The sequence below is a fragment of the Alicyclobacillus sp. SO9 genome, assembly GCF_016406125.1.
Classification (GTDB): domain Bacteria; phylum Bacillota; class Bacilli; order Alicyclobacillales; family Alicyclobacillaceae; genus SO9.
Map to the genome: position 1 here is coordinate 2,724,692 of NZ_CP066339.1, position 16,785 is coordinate 2,741,476.

The 16,785-nt window shown below is 48.4% G+C and carries 15 protein-coding genes; 4 read left to right on the forward strand and 11 right to left on the reverse strand.

What is annotated here, in order from left to right; translation table 11 throughout:
* Positions 1-6: 6 nt before the first annotated feature.
* Positions 7-837 carry a heavy metal-binding domain-containing protein gene (locus GI364_RS12570; RefSeq protein ID WP_198849643.1) on the reverse strand — a complete coding sequence of 277 codons (831 nt, stop codon included), beginning with the start codon at positions 835-837 and terminating at the stop codon, positions 7-9.
* Between the two features lie 243 nt (positions 838-1,080).
* Between GI364_RS12570 and GI364_RS12575 the strand changes: the two genes are divergently transcribed.
* A complete protein-coding gene (locus GI364_RS12575) occupies positions 1,081-1,557 on the forward strand; it encodes a flavin reductase family protein (RefSeq protein ID WP_198849644.1) in 477 nt (158 codons plus the stop codon).
* 236 nt (positions 1,558-1,793) lie between these two features.
* Here GI364_RS12575 and GI364_RS12580 read toward each other — a convergent pair whose 3' ends face one another.
* From GI364_RS12580 to GI364_RS12625, 10 genes are all read right to left on the reverse strand, one after another.
* Positions 1,794-2,915, reverse strand: coding sequence for a Glu/Leu/Phe/Val dehydrogenase (locus GI364_RS12580; RefSeq protein ID WP_198849645.1), 1,122 nt, complete (start codon positions 2,913-2,915; stop codon positions 1,794-1,796).
* Between the two features lie 113 nt (positions 2,916-3,028).
* On the reverse strand, positions 3,029-4,507 hold the full coding sequence (locus GI364_RS12585; protein ID WP_198849646.1) for an aldehyde dehydrogenase family protein: 1,479 nt from the start codon (positions 4,505-4,507) through the stop codon (positions 3,029-3,031).
* A gap of 75 nt (positions 4,508-4,582) precedes the next feature.
* Positions 4,583-5,929, reverse strand: a complete 1,347-nt coding sequence (locus GI364_RS12590) for a phenylacetate--CoA ligase family protein (protein WP_198849647.1) — start codon at positions 5,927-5,929, stop codon at positions 4,583-4,585.
* Positions 5,930-5,994: 65 nt separating this feature from the next.
* Complete coding sequence (paaD, locus tag GI364_RS12595) at positions 5,995-6,552, reverse strand: 1,2-phenylacetyl-CoA epoxidase subunit PaaD (RefSeq protein WP_370541860.1); 558 nt, start codon at positions 6,550-6,552, stop codon at positions 5,995-5,997.
* 28 nt (positions 6,553-6,580) lie between these two features.
* Entirely contained in the window at positions 6,581-7,387 is an 807-nt protein-coding gene (paaC, locus tag GI364_RS12600) for a 1,2-phenylacetyl-CoA epoxidase subunit PaaC (RefSeq protein ID WP_233095770.1), read from the reverse strand.
* Between the two features lie 144 nt (positions 7,388-7,531).
* A complete protein-coding gene (gene paaB / locus GI364_RS12605) occupies positions 7,532-7,888 on the reverse strand; it encodes a 1,2-phenylacetyl-CoA epoxidase subunit PaaB (RefSeq protein ID WP_198849648.1) in 357 nt (118 codons plus the stop codon).
* A gap of 76 nt (positions 7,889-7,964) precedes the next feature.
* Positions 7,965-8,897 carry a 1,2-phenylacetyl-CoA epoxidase subunit PaaA gene (gene paaA, locus GI364_RS12610; RefSeq protein ID WP_198849649.1) on the reverse strand — a complete coding sequence of 311 codons (933 nt, stop codon included), beginning with the start codon at positions 8,895-8,897 and terminating at the stop codon, positions 7,965-7,967.
* Positions 8,898-8,970: 73 nt separating this feature from the next.
* Entirely contained in the window at positions 8,971-9,279 is a 309-nt protein-coding gene (locus GI364_RS12615) for an EthD family reductase (RefSeq protein WP_198849650.1), read from the reverse strand.
* 92 nt (positions 9,280-9,371) lie between these two features.
* Complete coding sequence (locus tag GI364_RS12620; RefSeq protein ID WP_198849651.1) at positions 9,372-9,974, reverse strand: TetR/AcrR family transcriptional regulator; 603 nt, start codon at positions 9,972-9,974, stop codon at positions 9,372-9,374.
* 163 nt (positions 9,975-10,137) lie between these two features.
* The gene (locus tag GI364_RS12625; protein ID WP_198849652.1) at positions 10,138-12,186 is read right to left on the reverse strand and encodes a molybdopterin-containing oxidoreductase family protein; all 2,049 of its coding nucleotides are present in this window, start codon (positions 12,184-12,186) and stop codon (positions 10,138-10,140) included.
* Between the two features lie 349 nt (positions 12,187-12,535).
* On the opposite strand from GI364_RS12625, the gene GI364_RS12630 reads away from it, so the two are divergent.
* The 3 genes from GI364_RS12630 to GI364_RS12640 are packed head-to-tail and all read left to right on the forward strand — an operon-like array spanning position 12,536 to position 16,776.
* Complete coding sequence (locus GI364_RS12630; protein WP_198849653.1) at positions 12,536-13,951, forward strand: MFS transporter; 1,416 nt, start codon at positions 12,536-12,538, stop codon at positions 13,949-13,951.
* A gap of 26 nt (positions 13,952-13,977) precedes the next feature.
* A complete protein-coding gene (locus GI364_RS12635) occupies positions 13,978-15,159 on the forward strand; it encodes an acyltransferase (RefSeq protein ID WP_198849654.1) in 1,182 nt (393 codons plus the stop codon).
* 27 nt (positions 15,160-15,186) lie between these two features.
* Complete coding sequence (locus GI364_RS12640; RefSeq protein WP_198849655.1) at positions 15,187-16,776, forward strand: AMP-binding protein; 1,590 nt, start codon at positions 15,187-15,189, stop codon at positions 16,774-16,776.
* Positions 16,777-16,785 lie beyond the last annotated feature (9 nt).

The following is a 16,785-nucleotide window of genomic DNA, read 5'->3' on the forward strand; positions in this document are numbered from 1 at the left end:
CCCCTCTTAAATTTCGATGTCGTCGTTGGAGCGCGGTTCATTTATGACTCGCCGCAAGTCTAAAATACCCTTCGGGGGTGTAAATCGATAATTTTTATCGTACTGAACCGCCGTGCCAAGGGCCGTAAATTCAAATATTTTATCTTCCTTTCTTTCAATTTCCAACTCCCCGGTTAGCGTAGATGCTCGTGTGACTGGAGCTTCAATGACTCTAAACTCTGTTCTGTGTGCGAGAACCACATTTGCTCCATATTGGTGGGCATTTTCTTTTAGTCTTCGCAACGCGCTTTGTCTGGTCAGGTTAACAATACTGGAGAAGCTCGTTAGTTCTTGATTGTAGAAACTTCTACTTTTTCGTTCCTCATACTCGGATGCAAAATGGTGGTAAATTGATAAGCCCATAGCCAGTCCAACAGGCATTGCACCTGCGTGTACCAACTGCACTAACTCTTGCATGCTTACTGTACATAACAAGGGCTGAGAATAGGAACGGTCTAATCCTTTGATTCTAACGGCTGTTCCTATGACGCTAAATTCCAGCAGGTGGGGATGTGTTCCAGCGGGCCCTGGGGTTGCCAGAAACTTCACATCGACAACCGCATCTGCGCCGCTCGCCCTCGCTTCCTTTGACATGCGGTCAAGTGCGCTTTTTCTAGCCTCTTCATAGGGCTCCATTAAGTAATCCAGTTCCTCATTGCCCCATGAATTACTGAATCGTTTGTTTATCATGTAACCCGTGTGATAAACGCAACTTCCCATAACCTGAGTGATGGGTTCCATTCCAATCTGTTTTAACAGGAGCCACTCTTTGACGGATAGATTGCTCGTCCAAGTCATGATTATGAACATCTCCCCGCGCACTTGAGTGCTAAATTAACTATATTTTATCACTGTAACTATATATTGTATCGTCCTTGTTGAGGATTCGCGTGCTTCTTTCCAAATGCATGATATTTCGCTGTAATGAGAGCAAGACAAATTTGTGCCCAAAAATGATTTCGCTATAAAATGAGAAAGGGCTTGTCAATTTGCAAACGAGCCTTCCTGAAGAAACCAAAACTGAAAAGGGAGACGGTTGATATGGATAATCAAGCAAAAAAGACAGCTCTTCGAGGCATCTCTTATGGACTGTATGTCATCGGAACAAAAGTCGGTGACGACGTGAACGCCTTTACCGGCAATTGGGTCACACAAACCTCATTTACGCCGCCGCTTGTCGCAATCGGTGTGAAAAAGGGCACCAATTCCAGTGAAGGTATCCATGAGAGCGGCGTATTTTCGGTTAATGTATTGGAAACCGGGCAGCAAGACCTGGCAACCGCATTTTTCAAACCAATGTCGAGGGTTGGGAATAAGTTTGGGGATATTGAATTTTCCACGCACACGACGGGAAGTCCGATTCTGAGCGACGCCTTATCTTGGTTCGAATGTAAAGTCGTGCATGAGTACAGCGAAGGTGATCACGTAATCTACATAGGCGAGGTCATTGACGCCGGTGTCAACCGCGAAGGAAAACCCTTGACACTCCAGGAAACGGGTATGTACTACGGAGGCTAGTCTTCCTCTTCATGTACGACACTGAAACACTGACTGCCATTTGAGCAACCGTCACAGCCACCGAAACGCCATAGAGGGACCCGCGGATAACCGCGATCCCTCTATCTGTCTAGATCAAAGTGTTTTGATTCTATGATTCTCGCTCTTACGTATCTAGATTCTATGAGTCTAGCTTAATGTAAATTAACACGCTAGCATTAAGCGGAGGCTATTTAATGCCTGGTGATTAAATACCCTTAGCACATGTACTTGCTTTGAATTCTGCTAATTACATCGAGTTTGCGCTCCACAAGCTCGTCTGCAGCTTCACTGGTGGGGATGCCTTTGTCTCTTGAATAGCTGTAGATCTGCAACAACGTATCGTAGATCTGCTCGGCTTTGCTAAACGCCCGCTCTTTGTTGAAGCCGTGCAACTCCTCGGCTACTTCAATCAACCCCCCAGCGTTCACGACATAATCCGGGGCATACAAGATGCCCTGTTCAAACAGCATTCGTCCATGCCGCTTGTCTTCGAGAACGTTGTTGGCAGCACCACATATCACCTTGCAGGTCAACCGGGGAATGGTGTTATCGTTCAATACGGCCCCAAGCGCGTTTGGTGAGAAGATGTCGCACTCAACACCGTAGATCTCTTCTGGAGGTACAATCTTCAAATCTGGATGCGCCATTTTTGCCATCCGGATGTTGTCGTCAAAAATATCCGTTGCAGTGACAATAGCTCCTTCTTCAAAAAGGTGGTCCAGAAGCCGTTTCCCAACTTTACCCAACCCCTGAACCGCGATTTTTTTACCGGACAAGCTCTCGTCTCCAAAAGCTTCTTTTGCTGTGGCCTTCATTCCCTTATGAACCCCGTAAGCCGTAATAATTGCGGAATTCCCGCTTCCGCCGTATTCTTCAGGCAAACCCACAAGGTACTGTGTTTGTTTCCTCGCGGATACAAAGTCCATGGAAACGGTCCCGACATCCGTGCCAGTGTAAAACCGGCCTTTCATCGTCTCTATATAAGACCCGAATGCCTGGAATAATTCGTCGCTCTTGTCCTTGTGAGGGTCAGCCCAGATGACGGATTTTCCGCCTCCAAACGACTCTCCCGACACAGCACACTTGTAGGTCATGCCCCGGGACAAGCGCAAAACGTCCTGTAGTGCCTCTTGTTCTGTTTCGTATGGCCACATACGGCACCCTCCCAAGGCCGGACCAAGGGTGGTATCATGGATTGCCACGATGGACTTTAGGCCCGTGGCCTTGTCGTAGTTAAAGATAACTTGCTCATGTCCGTATTTCTCCATTTGTGCAAAAATACCGTTTGTAGATGCCTCTGTCTCTTTCTGTTTGTTTCTTTCAATTTCCATGGCCATAGACTCATGCCTCCATCATCGATAAATTTGAATTCTTGACCAGGACGATTGACCAACACGATTGACCAAGATGATTGACTATGACAATTGACCCAAGACGCGTAGATGGGACTCTATACGCCAAATGGATTTAGAGGTTTTCCTCCGATATACGCCAAAACACTTTTCGTTTCCGAGTACAAATCGAGCGACTCCATGGCTAATTCCCTGCCAAACCCGGACTGCTTATAGCCCCCGAACGGCAGACCGGGAAACGCGGAGAAGGGATTGTTTATCATAACAATGCCGGCTTTAAGCTTTCCCGCCACTCGATGCGCTCTGGCAAAGTGGTTTGTCCACAGAGAAGCCGCGAGTCCGTACACCGTATCGTTGGCCAATTGGACGGCTTCTTTTTCATCTTTAAATTTGCTAATCACAACGACTGGTCCGAAGATCTCCTCCTGCGCCACCTTCATGTCGTTGGAAACATCCGCAATCACCGTTGGCAGATACCAATGACCGTGTCTGTAGGCATCACCCTGCGGGCGAGCACCGCCGTAGACAATACGAGCCCCTTCTCTGACGGCAGACTGCACATACCCGTCAATCACTTCTACTTGATTTTCAGAAATGATGGCGCCGATGTGTGTTTCTTTATCCAGAGGATCTCCCATGACAAGTTTTTTTGTTTTCTCCGTAAAAGCTTGGATAAACTCTTCGTAAATATCTTCCTGTACAATCAAACGTGACCGTGCTTCACAGGACTGACCCGTGTTGTAGTAGATTCCGAACAAAGCACCGTCGATGGCCGCGTCAAAATCGGCGTCAGAGAAGACAATGTTTGGGGACTTTCCCCCGAGTTCCAACGTGACCCGCTTTAAGGTTTGAGAAGCTCGCGCCATAATATCTTTGCCCGTCGTCGTTTCCCCCGTAAAGGCCACCTTATCAACGCCAGGGTGCTCCACTAAGTAGGCGCCCACATCTGCTCCACTACCCGTAATCACATTCACCACACCCGGCGGCACCCCTGCCTCTTCACAGATATCAGCCAATACCAGTGCAGTGACGGGTGTCAAGCTGGCAGGCTTCAAGACAATCGTACATCCTGCCGCCAGAGCTGGCGCCAATTTCCATGCCGCCATCATAAATGGATAATTCCACGGAACAATTTGCGCACAGACGCCAACGGGCTCCTTCGTCGTGTAATTCAAAAAGCCGTTTGGAACGGGTTTCGTCTTGCCTTCGTGCGCCAACGCCGCTGCAGCGTACAGTTCAAAGTCCTCAACTGCCTGCATCACTTGTCCCTGGGCATTGGCCAGTGACTTGCCGCTGTTGATGACCTCAAGCTCACACAACTCGTCAAAGCGTTTGCGCAAAATACCTGCGATTTTATTTAAGATTCGGGAGCGTTTTGCGGCCGGTGTGCGTCCCCACTTACCTTCCAGTGCTGCCCTTGCCGCTGCCACAGCGTTGTCAACGTCCGTCCGATTTGCCTTTGCAACCTCCCCTATGATTTCTCCTGTAGCGGGGTTGTAGGTATTGAACCAGTCATCGCCAACACTTTCTGTGTGTTCTCCGTTAATGAGAAGCAGGTATTTTTTCGATGTCTCCATTTCTTGCAAAACTCCCCTTCTGTGGATTGTAGTGTTGAGTCATTGTGGTGTGAAGCGCTTTCAAGCTGATTATGATTACACCCTGTCTTTTGCTGTCTCTCCTTGGTACAAATTTCGTTGGTCTATCACCCGCACTGCTTTTCCTTCGCTGCGCGGCAGGCTTCTTGGTTCTGTAAGATGAACCCGGGTGGATATCAAGAGTGCATTGCGCAGTTCGTGCATGACTTCGTGCTTAACTTGTCGAAATAAATCGGAGTCGATATTAAAGCCTCCGGCAGTGTCTACAAAGGCTTCGGAGACTTCAGCAACAACGCTGATTTGATCCATTGTACCAACGCGGTGAATATGCACTTGGTAATACGGCGACAGGTTGGGATGACTCATGAGAACTGATTCAATTTCTGATGGAAAGACGTTGACACCCCGGACAATTACCATGTCGTCCAGTCGGCCCTTAATCCGAGACATGCGGGTATGCGTTCGGCCGCACTCACAAGGCTCAGGATACAGAAATGCCATGTCGCCCGTCCGGTAACGAATGATGGGAAACGCTTCTTTTGTAAGGGACGTAAAGACGAGTTCACCGGTCTCTCCTGCGGGAACCGGTTGAAGCGTGACCGGATTTATCACCTCCACATAAAAATGGTCTTCTGCAACGTGAAGTCCGTCTTGCTGCGCTGCACACTCGATGGACACACCTGGTCCCATCACTTCCGATAGACCATAGATGTCCACTGCTGACAGCCCAAGCTTTTCCTCCAAGGTCTGCCGCATCTCTTCAGACCAAGGTTCTGCCCCAAATATGCCGTACTCCAAGCTGGTTTTCCGCGGATCCTTACCTTGGTCTTCCATATACTCCGCGAGATTGAGCACATAGGAAGGGGTTCCTGCAATTCCCCGCGGCTTAAAGTCCTCTACGAGTGTTACTTGCCTAGGTGTGTTGCCACCGGAGACCGGAACCAGTGTCATACCCAATTGTTCGGCACCGTAGTGTAATCCGAGTCCTCCTGTAAACAAACCGTAGCCGTAAGCATTGTGGAACACATCTTCAGGTCTGCCTCCAGCGGTGACGATAGCTCGCGCAACAATGTCTGACCAATTGGCGATATCCCGTCTCGTGTAACCGACTACCGTAGGCTTACCTTTAGTTCCTGAAGAAGCGTGAAGACGTACTGCTTCTCTCCTGTCTACGGCAAATAGACCAAAAGGATAGTTATCACGTAAATCTGCTTTCTTTGTAAATGGAAGTCTGCGAATGTCGTCCAGACTACGAATGTCTTCCGGCTTGACGTTTGCTTTGTCAAATGCCTGGCGGTAGAAGGGGACTCGCTCATATACCCGTACCAATGTCTCTCCAAGGCGGTCCAGTTGCAATCGTTCCAGTGACCTTCTATCCATGGCCTCTATACCGGGCTGGTACATTGTCTTCCTCCCTCATCCTAAGTTCGTATCACAAGGTTACGACTTCTGTTGTTTTCCAAGATAGACTAAACAAATTTCATCCCTTCAAAAGGTTGCTTGCAGTTCTTACAGTAGTAGACTGCTCTGCAGGCTGTCGGCCCAAACAAGCTGACGACATCGCTGTTGTGCGCCTCGCAATATGGGCATTGCGGCTTGTAGTCGGGAGCAAAGCGGGCAGGCGGCGGAGCGATGCCAAACTCCTCCAGTTTTGCCCTCCCTGTTTCCGTGATGCGCTCTGATGTCCAAGGGACGTCCATCACAAATGTGACATCCGCATGATTCACACCATCTATCTCATCTAGTCGTTTTAAGACTTGGTTGCGAATAAATTCTTGGGCAGGGCATCCAACAAAGGTAGGAAGCAACTGAACATGAACAGTTTGATGGTCCACGATGATGTCGTATACCATACCAAGGTCTTCTAGACTCAGCGTCGGAATTTCAGGGTCCTTCACCTCTCTCAGGGCCACCCGTACCTCGAAGGCTTTATCGGCCGTGTTTCGGTCGGAAGTCTCACCATCAGACTCGTTGACTATTGGCTTCTGTTTTCGCGTCATGTCGCTTGTTGCTTTGAATGTCGACATCAATTGTGACACTCCTCACTCACAAGATTCACCAAACGGCTTGTGCATCAAGACTTAGAACCTCAGTCATTGTCAGCAAGATCTCGTCCATGGCCGATGTATGTTGACCGACCCTTCCGCTCTGTGAAAATTGAACAGGTTTCCCCGGCCAGTCAATTGCAGCCTTGGCAAATACCGGTCTTACAATCGATTCCCATTGGCTGTAAATGCCTAGGCTTGTGTTTGAGATAATCCCGTGACGGACAAGGCTGTCGGCATGAACACCCAAGTCAAACAGGTCACTAATGTTTGGCCAAATGTCTTGCAGCGCACGCAGAAGCCTCTGGCGGGCTTCTCCTTGTGACCTGGCAAGTTTTTCAAACCACGTTTCCATGTGCAGCAGATGATAGCGTTCTTCACGCAGAATCTTAGCCGCTGCCTGCTGCAGCGAAACAAAATTAGACTTTAGACACTCCTTTAACCGCACCTGTTCAAATGCGTTGTATAGGTAGGACCGAACAATTGTGTCCGCCCAATCTCCGTTTTTTGTTTCCAACATCATTGCATTTAAGCGACTGTTTTTGCCGCGCGAAAACGCATACCTGTCAGCACTGGTCCCGGACAGGGATTCAGCTATGCTGTAGAACAGTGATGCGTGCCCAATTTCATCTTGAGCCATCGAGCTGAATGCAATGTCTTCTTCCAAGTCTGGCGCAAGACCGAGCCACTCTGAACAGCGATGCCCAAATATAAGTTCATCATCCCCCATCTGCAACAGGAGCGCAGTCAGTGCATGTTTGTAATCCGGCGCAACTTTACCGTCGCTTGCCACGGACACCTCAGTTGAATCTCTCAATTCGTCTCCCTCCTTTTGAAACACCTCTATTTTCCAACTTCCTCTATTTTTCAGACTTCCTCAATTCAACCAACTTCCTCAATTCAACCAACACATCTTTTCTCATCACGTACCGCAGGGTTAAGCCAACGTACAGTAGCTGTGTCAGGAATTGGTCTTCATGTCGTCAACGAGATCGTCAACGGTGATAGCCCTCTGCTTAAAGGACTTCCATTTCTGTGCATTCTCCGAATAACCGGCTACTTCTCGATAACTTTTGTCAAGAACTTTGTTTGCAAGAATGTCTCTGTCTTCGGAGGCACTGGCGTGGACATCGTCCTGTCTTACAACCCATATACTTACAGCTTCATCTCTCCGAAGAAAGTTTTCTCTGGCCACTTGCAACGCCATGTCAGGAGACGGCGCCACCAGACTTCCGATGTGTTCGTGGTGCGCGAGGACGTGGCGCTGGATGAAAACTTCATAAGCATCGTAGTGAACAGAGTCTTGTGCTGTTGACATCTGCCCTATTCCTCCTTGTCAGACCTTGATTCCGTCCCACTGACGGCTCATCGTGCATTGTCATACAACCGCATAGTTAGCTGCTGCGAACAATAGTGGCCTCTACCATTGCCTTTCTGACCCACGCTTGCCCCTCATGAGCTTCACGGCGCAAGGCAATTCGCTCCTGAGACTTAGGTCCTGAATTGGTTCGAACCATGTGGCCAAACCACTCCCAATCGGGTTCCGTGTAACTCCATAGATTTGTTACCGGATTTTGTTTCAATCGCTCATCAGGCAGTGTCATACCTAATGCCCATACCCTGGGAACATAGCGATTGATGAACTTCTGTCGCAGTTCCTCGTTTGTTTTCGTTCGAATTCTATATTCCATCATCTTCTGTGCAGCTTCGGACATTTGCGTAGGACCGAAGAAGAACATCATAGCGGACCACCAACGATTGATGGCTTGTTGCAGCATCTCCCGCTGTTCATCCGTACCTTCGGCCAAAGCCAGGACTACAGATTCGCCGTGCTGCATATGAAAACTCTCTTCTGCGCAGATCCTTTGCAGTACCCGTGCATAGGGGGCGTACGAAGTGTCGAGTAAAGAAGCTTGGGTAATGATGGCTCCTCCGTCAACAAGAAAGCCAATAATGCCCGCATCAGCCCAAGTAGGCGCCTCCATGTGAAACACATTGTGAAATTTGACCCGGTTCATAAAGACATCTGTAATCAATTCTTCGCGTCGTTTGCCGAGGGGAACCGCTAAGTCTTCGGCTACTCTCAGTAACAATTGACCATGTCCGATTTCGTCCTGAACCTTTGCAATGAGAGCCAGCTTTCGGCGCAGAGTAGGTGCTTTGGGTACCCATTCCTTTTCTGGATACGCTCCCATAATTTCACTGATACCGTGCATATGGATTTGTTTGAGAAGGAGTTTGCGGTAATCCTCCGGCATCCAGTCCGTTGATTCAACCTTTTCACCATTCTCAATGCGGTGTATGAATTGGCGATACGTGTCACTCATTTGACTCTCACTCCCTTGACCTGGCAGTTGTTGGTCGCGCCATCATCGACTTCGAACAGACCCTTGGCTTTCATCACTCCACAGAGGCTTCACCAGTCATGAGTTGCACAATGTCTCCTGCGAAACTCATCAAGTCTTTTCCCGTAGCGCGGTTTTCCGGCGAAGTCATAGCCTTCTGAAAACTCTCTTCATCCTCAAAATACATCTCTGCAAGGAGATAGAATTTTGAGGCCTTTCCCATTGCATCCCCGTCGATTTTTGTAACTTCCAGTTTCACCAGCCCAGGTATCTTTTTTACCAACGGTGTGTGAACGCTTTCATAGTGTTCGTCAAATGCCTTCTTGTCTTCTGGCTGACGGTACAGCGCTACGAGTTTGTACACTACAGCAGCCCCTCTCATTGTAGGTTAGTTCAAAATAGTTCAAATCTCCGACAGACTTATGTGAACAGTGTTTCGTCTAGCCCGACTCACATTCATTGCTCGAGCCTAGGTAGTTTTTCCTTTGAGACAGCTACACCGTGAAACACAATTTGAATGAACTTGTCTGCAATCTCTTCGGGACTCAGTTCACCCTCCGGACTGTACCACTCATAAACCCAATTTCCTGCTGAAAGCAACAGTATTCGAAGGTATTTTGCGTCCTCAGTCGCAATGCGCATCTGTTCTATTCCTTCGTTCAGCAGCGTACTCCATAGGTTTTCATAGACATCGCGCTTTTCCTGTATCAACTTTCTCCGCTCTTCCCGCAGTGCGGTCCAGTCGTGAAGAAAGACCTTTGCAATGTCCATTTGAGTAGTGACCACCCGAATATGTGCAGCGAGCCCATCGCGTATTTTGGTGAGAGCATCCCCTTCTTGTCGAAGAATTGGTTTCAAAGCGCTCAGGAACGTTTCGGCCCCGTCGTCTACAAGGTAAAAGAGCAAATCTTCCTTTGAAGAGATGTGTGCGTAGAGACTCCCTGACAGGATGCCATGGGCTGAAGCAATTTCTCGAATCGTTGTCCCGTGATAGCCCTTTTGACTAAAGAGCCTTCCAGCTACTTGAAAAAGTTCTTCTTTTGGTCGGTTTTTATTCACAGTTAACCCCTCTATGCTATTGACGCCTCCAAAAAACAAGCGCTTGGTTGTTAATGTACATTTACTTAGACTCTATGTCAACCATTTTCACGAAACAATCTGATATTTCGCGCGGGGGTTCGGGCAACGGCGACAGTCACCAAACCGCACAGCGATAACGAGATCATTTCATCACTGTCCAGGGTGCGCTCAGCCGTACATCAACCTTCGCAACATACGATGATTGACCACCAGGAATTCGTTTAACACCTCCAGGCATTTGAATCGGTAATAAGCCTTCGGAAGCTGTGACTGGTAATGGCGAGATGCCGTCGGTTAAATGGTTTATACCAAACCAGCCGTCTCGTATCCAAACCGCTCCTTCAATAATGGAATTCGATACAAATGCTTTTGCTTGAAACGAAGATTTTTCGTTGAAAATCTCGACATCCATTCCATCTTCTATGTGCCGCGCATTGGCATCATTGGTGTTCAGCCATAGAACCGGTGTTCGTTCCCGCTCATACACTTTCGCCAACATCCTCCCTTCATCATAAAAGGAGTGGAATGCCGTCCCCGAACGTCCGGTGCGTAAACTCAGAGGATACCGTTCCTCCTGATTTGTCTTGTGGGAGCGATGGAACTGGGGAACTGGAAGCCTGGCCAAGCCAAAGGATTCTAACAAGTCCGACGCGAACTCTATTTTGCGCGAAGGTGTATGAAATAGAAGACTTGAATGCCCCACAGATTCAGCTTGTCGGGGCCATTTCCCACCATTTTCACGGAGTGAATCTGCGGTTATGTCTTTACCCAAACCTTTCAAGAGTTGATTGACTACGTCTTTCTGAGTCTGAAAGGACGCTTGCGGGTTACCTAGGCGCTCAGAAAGAATATCGGCGATCGAACGGGCCTGTCCTACAGGCTCCCGAACCTTATCCATTAAATACACGTAGGTATCTGTTGCCTTCAGACCAAGCTCTTCAATCCAGACTGTCCCAGGCAATACGATGTCCGCAACTTGTTTCATGGTCCGACTCATAACAATATCATGAGCGACTATACATTTTACGTGGGTGAGTGCGGCTTCTACACGCCGGGCATCTGCAAAGGAAGACAGAAAATTGGTACCAAACAGAAACAGCGTATCTATTTCGCCGCTTTGAAGGACTCTTAGCATGTTCTCCATATGCGAGGGCAGACTTTCTCTTGATGGCGGGACAGGACCCAATCCCGCGTAGTCAAGGGCTTTGACAAACCCTCGATGCCTAGGACCGAATCCGGCACCTGGTTTTCCTACATGTCCGGTTAAAGCCGGTAAACATGCAATGGCCCTGCTGGCAAGCCAACCATTTTGGCCCTTAAACATGGAACTTGCGCCCATGAATATGATAGATGCCGGTGACAAGGCATATTGCTTTGCTAATTCAACAATTTGTCTTTCCGACAAACCCGTAACCTTGGATGCCCAAGCAGGAGAATAAGATTCTATAGATTCTGCAAACTCGTCAAATCCAACTGTGTGTTTCTTGATGAATTCACGGTTCAGATACCCTTCTCGAATGATGACATGTGCCATTGAAAGGGCTAAAGCCGCATCAGAATCCGGCTTCACAAGCAGGACTTCATCTGCAATTTGTTGGACTTCTGACCGCCTGCAATCAACAGCTGTCACCTGTGCGCCCCGTTTCTTTGCCTGGACAACAAAAGGTGCCGACGTAGGCTGGCTGGCTACGTTCCAACCCCACATCAAGATAAACTCCGCATTTGCCGCTACATCTTCCTTTGTGTTCGTTTCTACAACACCAGTGGCTGCCAGTCCGTACGCCCCGGCACCCCAACACACTACGGCAGGATTCCAAATCTTTATCCCAAGGGTATCCGCGAAATGGAACAGCAACGGGCGATTCACATCAGAAACAACTGCACCGTGCCCCATCCAAATCGCACTTCGTTCCGGTCGTCTCAGATTCTCCCCAAGGCGTTCCATAATGGTATCCCAATTTGACTGAACCCATGCTGACTCGCGGCTGTTTCTTTGCAATGGATGGAGAATCCTTCGTGGATGATCGATGATTTCATGAACATTCCTTCCACGTTGACAAAGGAACCCCTTACTTTCTGGATGATCACGATTCGAAATGATATGAACTTCCCCAGTTTCATCTACGCTAACCTTCATACCGCAATAGGTCGGGTGACAATTCATCGGGCACATCGTATAACGAGTATTCATGAATCTCCCACTCCCAACTCGTTCAACTAACCGTCTTCCAGTTTCGAGATGCATGCACTTGACCATGGAGTAAATTCAAAAGTTTCGCAATTATCAGTTCAAACGGTGAAGCCAGGTTCCTGTCACAAGGGTAGCAGAATCCGTACTTACAAGCGAGCACACCGTCCGCATGTCACATCTGTCACACGGTTTTCTCCACATTTCTTCCATGTTTTCTCTAACAAATCACCATACTTTCTCCATATTCCGGATGAAGAAATGCAATACACTGAATTTGCTTTAAAAATCTATCACCGCCAACAAAAGTCTCGCTGCTCTCAGTTACAACATTTTCTAAGGAGATGGACCCATGTTTCAGTCAGGAAGCGGTTCCTCAGTTAGCAGCTCCTTCAAGCCATTGAACGTGTCCGGTCGCATGGAACGATTACCTGTAACTCGTATCACTTGGCACATTGTGTTTTTGGCAGGTTTCGCCTGGTTTATTGAGTCGCTTGATATTGGCGTGCTTGGAGTTGCACTCAATCCTATTAAAGAAGTCATGCACTTGACGCCAAGCAACGTAGGACTCCTCACTGCGGCGTCCACTTTTGGGATTGTCTTGGGACTAATTCCTGCTGGATTCCTCTCGGATAAATATGGACGCAAGAGACTGCTGGTTTTTGGAATTGTCGAATACAGCTTGTTGACGCTTGCTTGTGCTTTCAGCCCGAATTATCAAGTCCTTTTACTTCTCAGATTTCTGTCCGGACTTGGCATGGGCGCTGTATTTCCGCTTCCATATGCTATTGTGAGTGAATTTGTCAACAGCCGACAGCGGACACTGTTCAACGGGATGATGGACGCCTTTCTGTCCGTTGGCTATTTTATAGCGCCGCTGCTCGGTATGATGATACTCCCACATTTTAATTTCTCTATCGGTTGGAGAATTTTCTTTGTAGTGTCAGCTGCACCGTTGTTCTATGCCTTTGTTATTCAGCGATGGCTGCCGGAATCTCCCAGGTGGCTTGCCAAGAAGGGACGCACGGAGCAAGCGGAAAGAACACTCTCGCAAATTGAACGTTCTATCGAGCGATTGACGCAACGACAGCTGCCTGACCCGGAGTTAGAGCGCCAGACCTCTGCAGGGACGGTTCCAAAGGTCAGCGTTCGGACACCATGGACCCGACCCTTCATTACCCGAACCATCTCTCGGTCCATTGCTGCAACAGGTACCTTTTTTATGTTCTATATCGTCATGACGTACATGCCCACCATTTTCAGATCCCACGGGTTTTCTTTCGCTCACTCACTTATCTTTACGGCAATTGTAACGGGGGCTGCCATTCCAGGAAAAATCCTGAATGGCTATTTTGCTGAACGTCTAGGCCGCAAGGTCGTGTACGTACTGTTCATGGGGATTGCTGGAATTGCTTCTTTGTTTTTCGGACTTGCATCCACACCGTCTTCAATGGTCCTTTATGCGTGTATTATGTCGTTTTTTGGGACCGGCGCTTTCCCCGCTTTAAAGATGTCATACGCTGAGCAATATCCCACGCATGTGCGAACTACAGGGGCTGCGACTGTTGAAACAATTGGCAGACTCTTGGGAGGTGTCATCGGTTCCTATGCCATGCCCATTATTTTAAGCAACGGCGGATTATCAGACGGTACCGCAGTCATTGCTGCAGTCGCATTTGTCGCACTTGTGTTTGAAGTCGGATTTTCGAAAGAATCCAAAGGAGCGACTTTAGAGCAGTTAGAGGTGGCAATGCTTCAGTCAAAGTAAATTGTGGCGTTCAGGGGGTTGCGGGAATGGAGAAAAAGAAGCACCTGTATGAAATAGACTTGATGCGGGGTTTCATTATGCTCTGTGTTCTCTCCGTACACACTATAGCGCGCTACATTGAGATGGAGCCTGCATCGATGGAAAAGTCTCTATTCACAATGGGCGCGGTCATCAGTTCCCTGCATTTTACACGAGAGTCTTTCATGTTTATTACGGGCTTGGTCCTTTTTGTCACTTACTATCACAGTGATTTTCGTCCACTAAGGTTCTGGCGAAAACGATTTAGTCTGATTGTTGTACCGTACCTTGTCTGGAACATTGTCTACATTTTATTTGAAGGGGCGTATCGTACACACTTTGACTGGTCTGTGGGTGCACTGCTCCATGAGTGGACTCACGCTTTGATGTTTGGAAATCAGTTTTATCTCTATTATGTGCTCGTTACGATTCAGTTCTATGTTGTCTTTCCATTTTTGCTGTATGCGCTCCGGAGGCTAAAGCGCTGGCATTCACATATTTTCATCGGTTCCTTTGTGCTCCAACTGTTCTTGATGTATCTCACAAAGTTTGTTTTGCCGCACATAAATCTTTCAAACCTTCCTGTTCCGGTGTCGTATATGACGATTGACCGCACAACATTTATCCTAACCTATCAATTTTGGTTCATGGCAGGGGGAATTGTCGCATGCCACTATCGTACAATCGTGGAGTTTTTCGAGCAGCGAAGTCGCCTTGTGTGGATGACCTTTGGGATTGGTATCGCACTGTTTTACGCTCACTTTGTGTTGGATTGGGTCGTATTCAAGGAAGGCGGTCTTGCCGAGTCGGTGTTGCAACCGGTAATGGTTCCATACAGCCTATTGATCACGTTGGTCATCTGGTTCACAGGACTCAGATGGGCCGCGCGACGAACTCGAATATCATGGCGGCCATTTAGCAAGTTTGTGCAGACTGCATCCGATACCTCGTTCGGAATTTTTCTGATTCAGCCCTTTCCGTTGTGGTTGATGGAGACGACTGTTAAACACATGAAAGTTCCTCCTTGGATTCATTTTAGTTTAATTCCCGTATCGGTCTTGTTTGTCTATTTCTCGTCAATGTTCGCAGCCTTTTGGATTGGTAAAGTGCCAATCCTGGGGTATTCCGTAGGGCGAAAGGTCAACTTGAGAAAGCGGATTGAACAATCTGTCTCTGCAACGGCATCTTGAATTTGGATTAATGAGAGGAGCCTGATTATGTCTAGATTGACGGACGCAATTGCGAATTATCTGCACGATTCGAATAAGGAAATCGTACACGACAGTGGGAACTGGTACACTGCTCAACAAGTGCATCAGGATGTTCAGCGGCTCTGCAGCACCATGGCCGCCTCCGGTGTGAAGCAAGGCGAACGCATACTCGTAGAGTACCCCAATTCCTATTCCTTTCTCATTACGTATCTAGCCATCCTAAGCTATGGAGCAATTGCAGTTCCGGTAAACCCTAGCATGCCTGTAGCGGAGAGACAGGGGTTTATTGAACGCAGCAACGTTCGGGTTGGATTTATGACCGTACAAAAATGGAACCTGTTGTTCGGAATTCCGGATCATGACGATGCGGCCCATGCTGCCGTCAAACTGAATACGGTATTTGTTTCGAACGCTGACTCCGAACGTCCACATACAGTTTTCACCAACAACAATGGCCGTTGGGAGTCTAGCATTGTCCGCTCTTCAGAGAATGAGAATCTCACCATACCCGTGCCTGACGAAGATGATGTAGGAGTACTGCTCTTTACGTCCGGAACAACCGGCGCGCCCAAGGCCGTAGGATTGAAGCACAGGCATTTGTTTGCTGCAGCCCAAAATGTGGCGTCAGCTCATGAACTCTCTTCTGCTGATACATCCTACTGTGTTCTTCCCCTGTTTCACATCAATGCTCAAGTGGTCGTGCTCCTGTCGACCTGCCTCTCCAGAGGCAGGCTTGTCCTTGCGGAGAAATTTAGCGCCAGAGAATTTTGGCCGACAATTGAAACCCATAACATCAGTTGGGTCTCTGTGGTTCCGACCATCATTACAATTCTCTTGAACACACCAGGTCCGCAGACCGCGCCTCAAGGGCTCAGGTTTGTTCGCTCTGCGTCGGCCCAGCTTTCGGTACTTCACGGTCGGCGATTCGAACAGTTATTTGGTATTCCGGTCGTCCAATCTTACGGTATGACCGAGGCAGCCAGCCAAATATGTGTGAATCCATTACAGCAGGATAAACGAAAATTAGGGTCAGTCGGGCTGCCTGTTGGAGTCGAACTGCAGATAGTCGATGATCGCGGCGTACCCCTCGCTCCGCAACAGACGGGCAATATCCTCATCCGGGGGGAGAACGTGATTGACGGCTATGAGGAAACATCCAATTTAAATGACTTTGTTGACGGATGGTTTAACACCGGAGATGTCGGTTACATGGATACTGAAGGCTACGTATTTCTCACCGGTCGTAAGAAAGAGATCATCAACCGTGCCGGGGAGAAGATTAGCCCCTACGAAGTCGAGGACGTCATTCGGCGGCATTTCGACGTTTCCGACGCTGCCGTCGTAGGTCTTCCTGATGCACTCTATGGTGAACGGGTTGTGGCATTTGCTGTTCTCAAGGACAGACTTGTACCTCAAGACAAGGTAATTGAGGAGATATTCGAGTTATGTCGGCGTACAATTGCGGCCTTCAAGTGTCCATCCGAGATTCGAATTGTCGACGCGCTGCCCATCGGTGCAACCGGGAAAGTACAGCGCCAGGCACTAAAAACGGGGGCCATTCACTCACATCACGAGGCTCAAGCGTTCCAAATGTGAAAGAAGGTT

What these genes read in the sequence shown, in the direction of transcription:
- paaD (WP_370541860.1), bottom strand. Translation starts at nt 6,552, where the DNA reads ATGTCGACATTCAAAGCAACAAGCGACATGACGCGAAAACAGAAGCCA.
- GI364_RS12625 (WP_198849652.1), bottom strand. Translation starts at nt 12,186, where the DNA reads ATGAATACTCGTTATACGATGTGCCCGATGAATTGTCACCCGACCTAT.
- paaA (WP_198849649.1), bottom strand. Translation starts at nt 8,897, where the DNA reads ATGAGTGACACGTATCGCCAATTCATACACCGCATTGAGAATGGTGAA.
- GI364_RS12580 (WP_198849645.1), bottom strand. Translation starts at nt 2,915, where the DNA reads ATGGCCATGGAAATTGAAAGAAACAAACAGAAAGAGACAGAGGCATCT.
- GI364_RS12590 (WP_198849647.1), bottom strand. Translation starts at nt 5,929, where the DNA reads ATGTACCAGCCCGGTATAGAGGCCATGGATAGAAGGTCACTGGAACGA.
- GI364_RS12635 (WP_198849654.1), top strand. Translation starts at nt 13,978, where the DNA reads ATGGAGAAAAAGAAGCACCTGTATGAAATAGACTTGATGCGGGGTTTC.
- GI364_RS12570 (WP_198849643.1), bottom strand. Translation starts at nt 837, where the DNA reads ATGACTTGGACGAGCAATCTATCCGTCAAAGAGTGGCTCCTGTTAAAA.
- GI364_RS12630 (WP_198849653.1), top strand. Translation starts at nt 12,536, where the DNA reads ATGTTTCAGTCAGGAAGCGGTTCCTCAGTTAGCAGCTCCTTCAAGCCA.
- GI364_RS12585 (WP_198849646.1), bottom strand. Translation starts at nt 4,507, where the DNA reads ATGGAGACATCGAAAAAATACCTGCTTCTCATTAACGGAGAACACACA.
- GI364_RS12640 (WP_198849655.1), top strand. Translation starts at nt 15,187, where the DNA reads ATGTCTAGATTGACGGACGCAATTGCGAATTATCTGCACGATTCGAAT.
- paaB (WP_198849648.1), bottom strand. Translation starts at nt 7,888, where the DNA reads ATGTCAACAGCACAAGACTCTGTTCACTACGATGCTTATGAAGTTTTC.
- GI364_RS12575 (WP_198849644.1), top strand. Translation starts at nt 1,081, where the DNA reads ATGGATAATCAAGCAAAAAAGACAGCTCTTCGAGGCATCTCTTATGGA.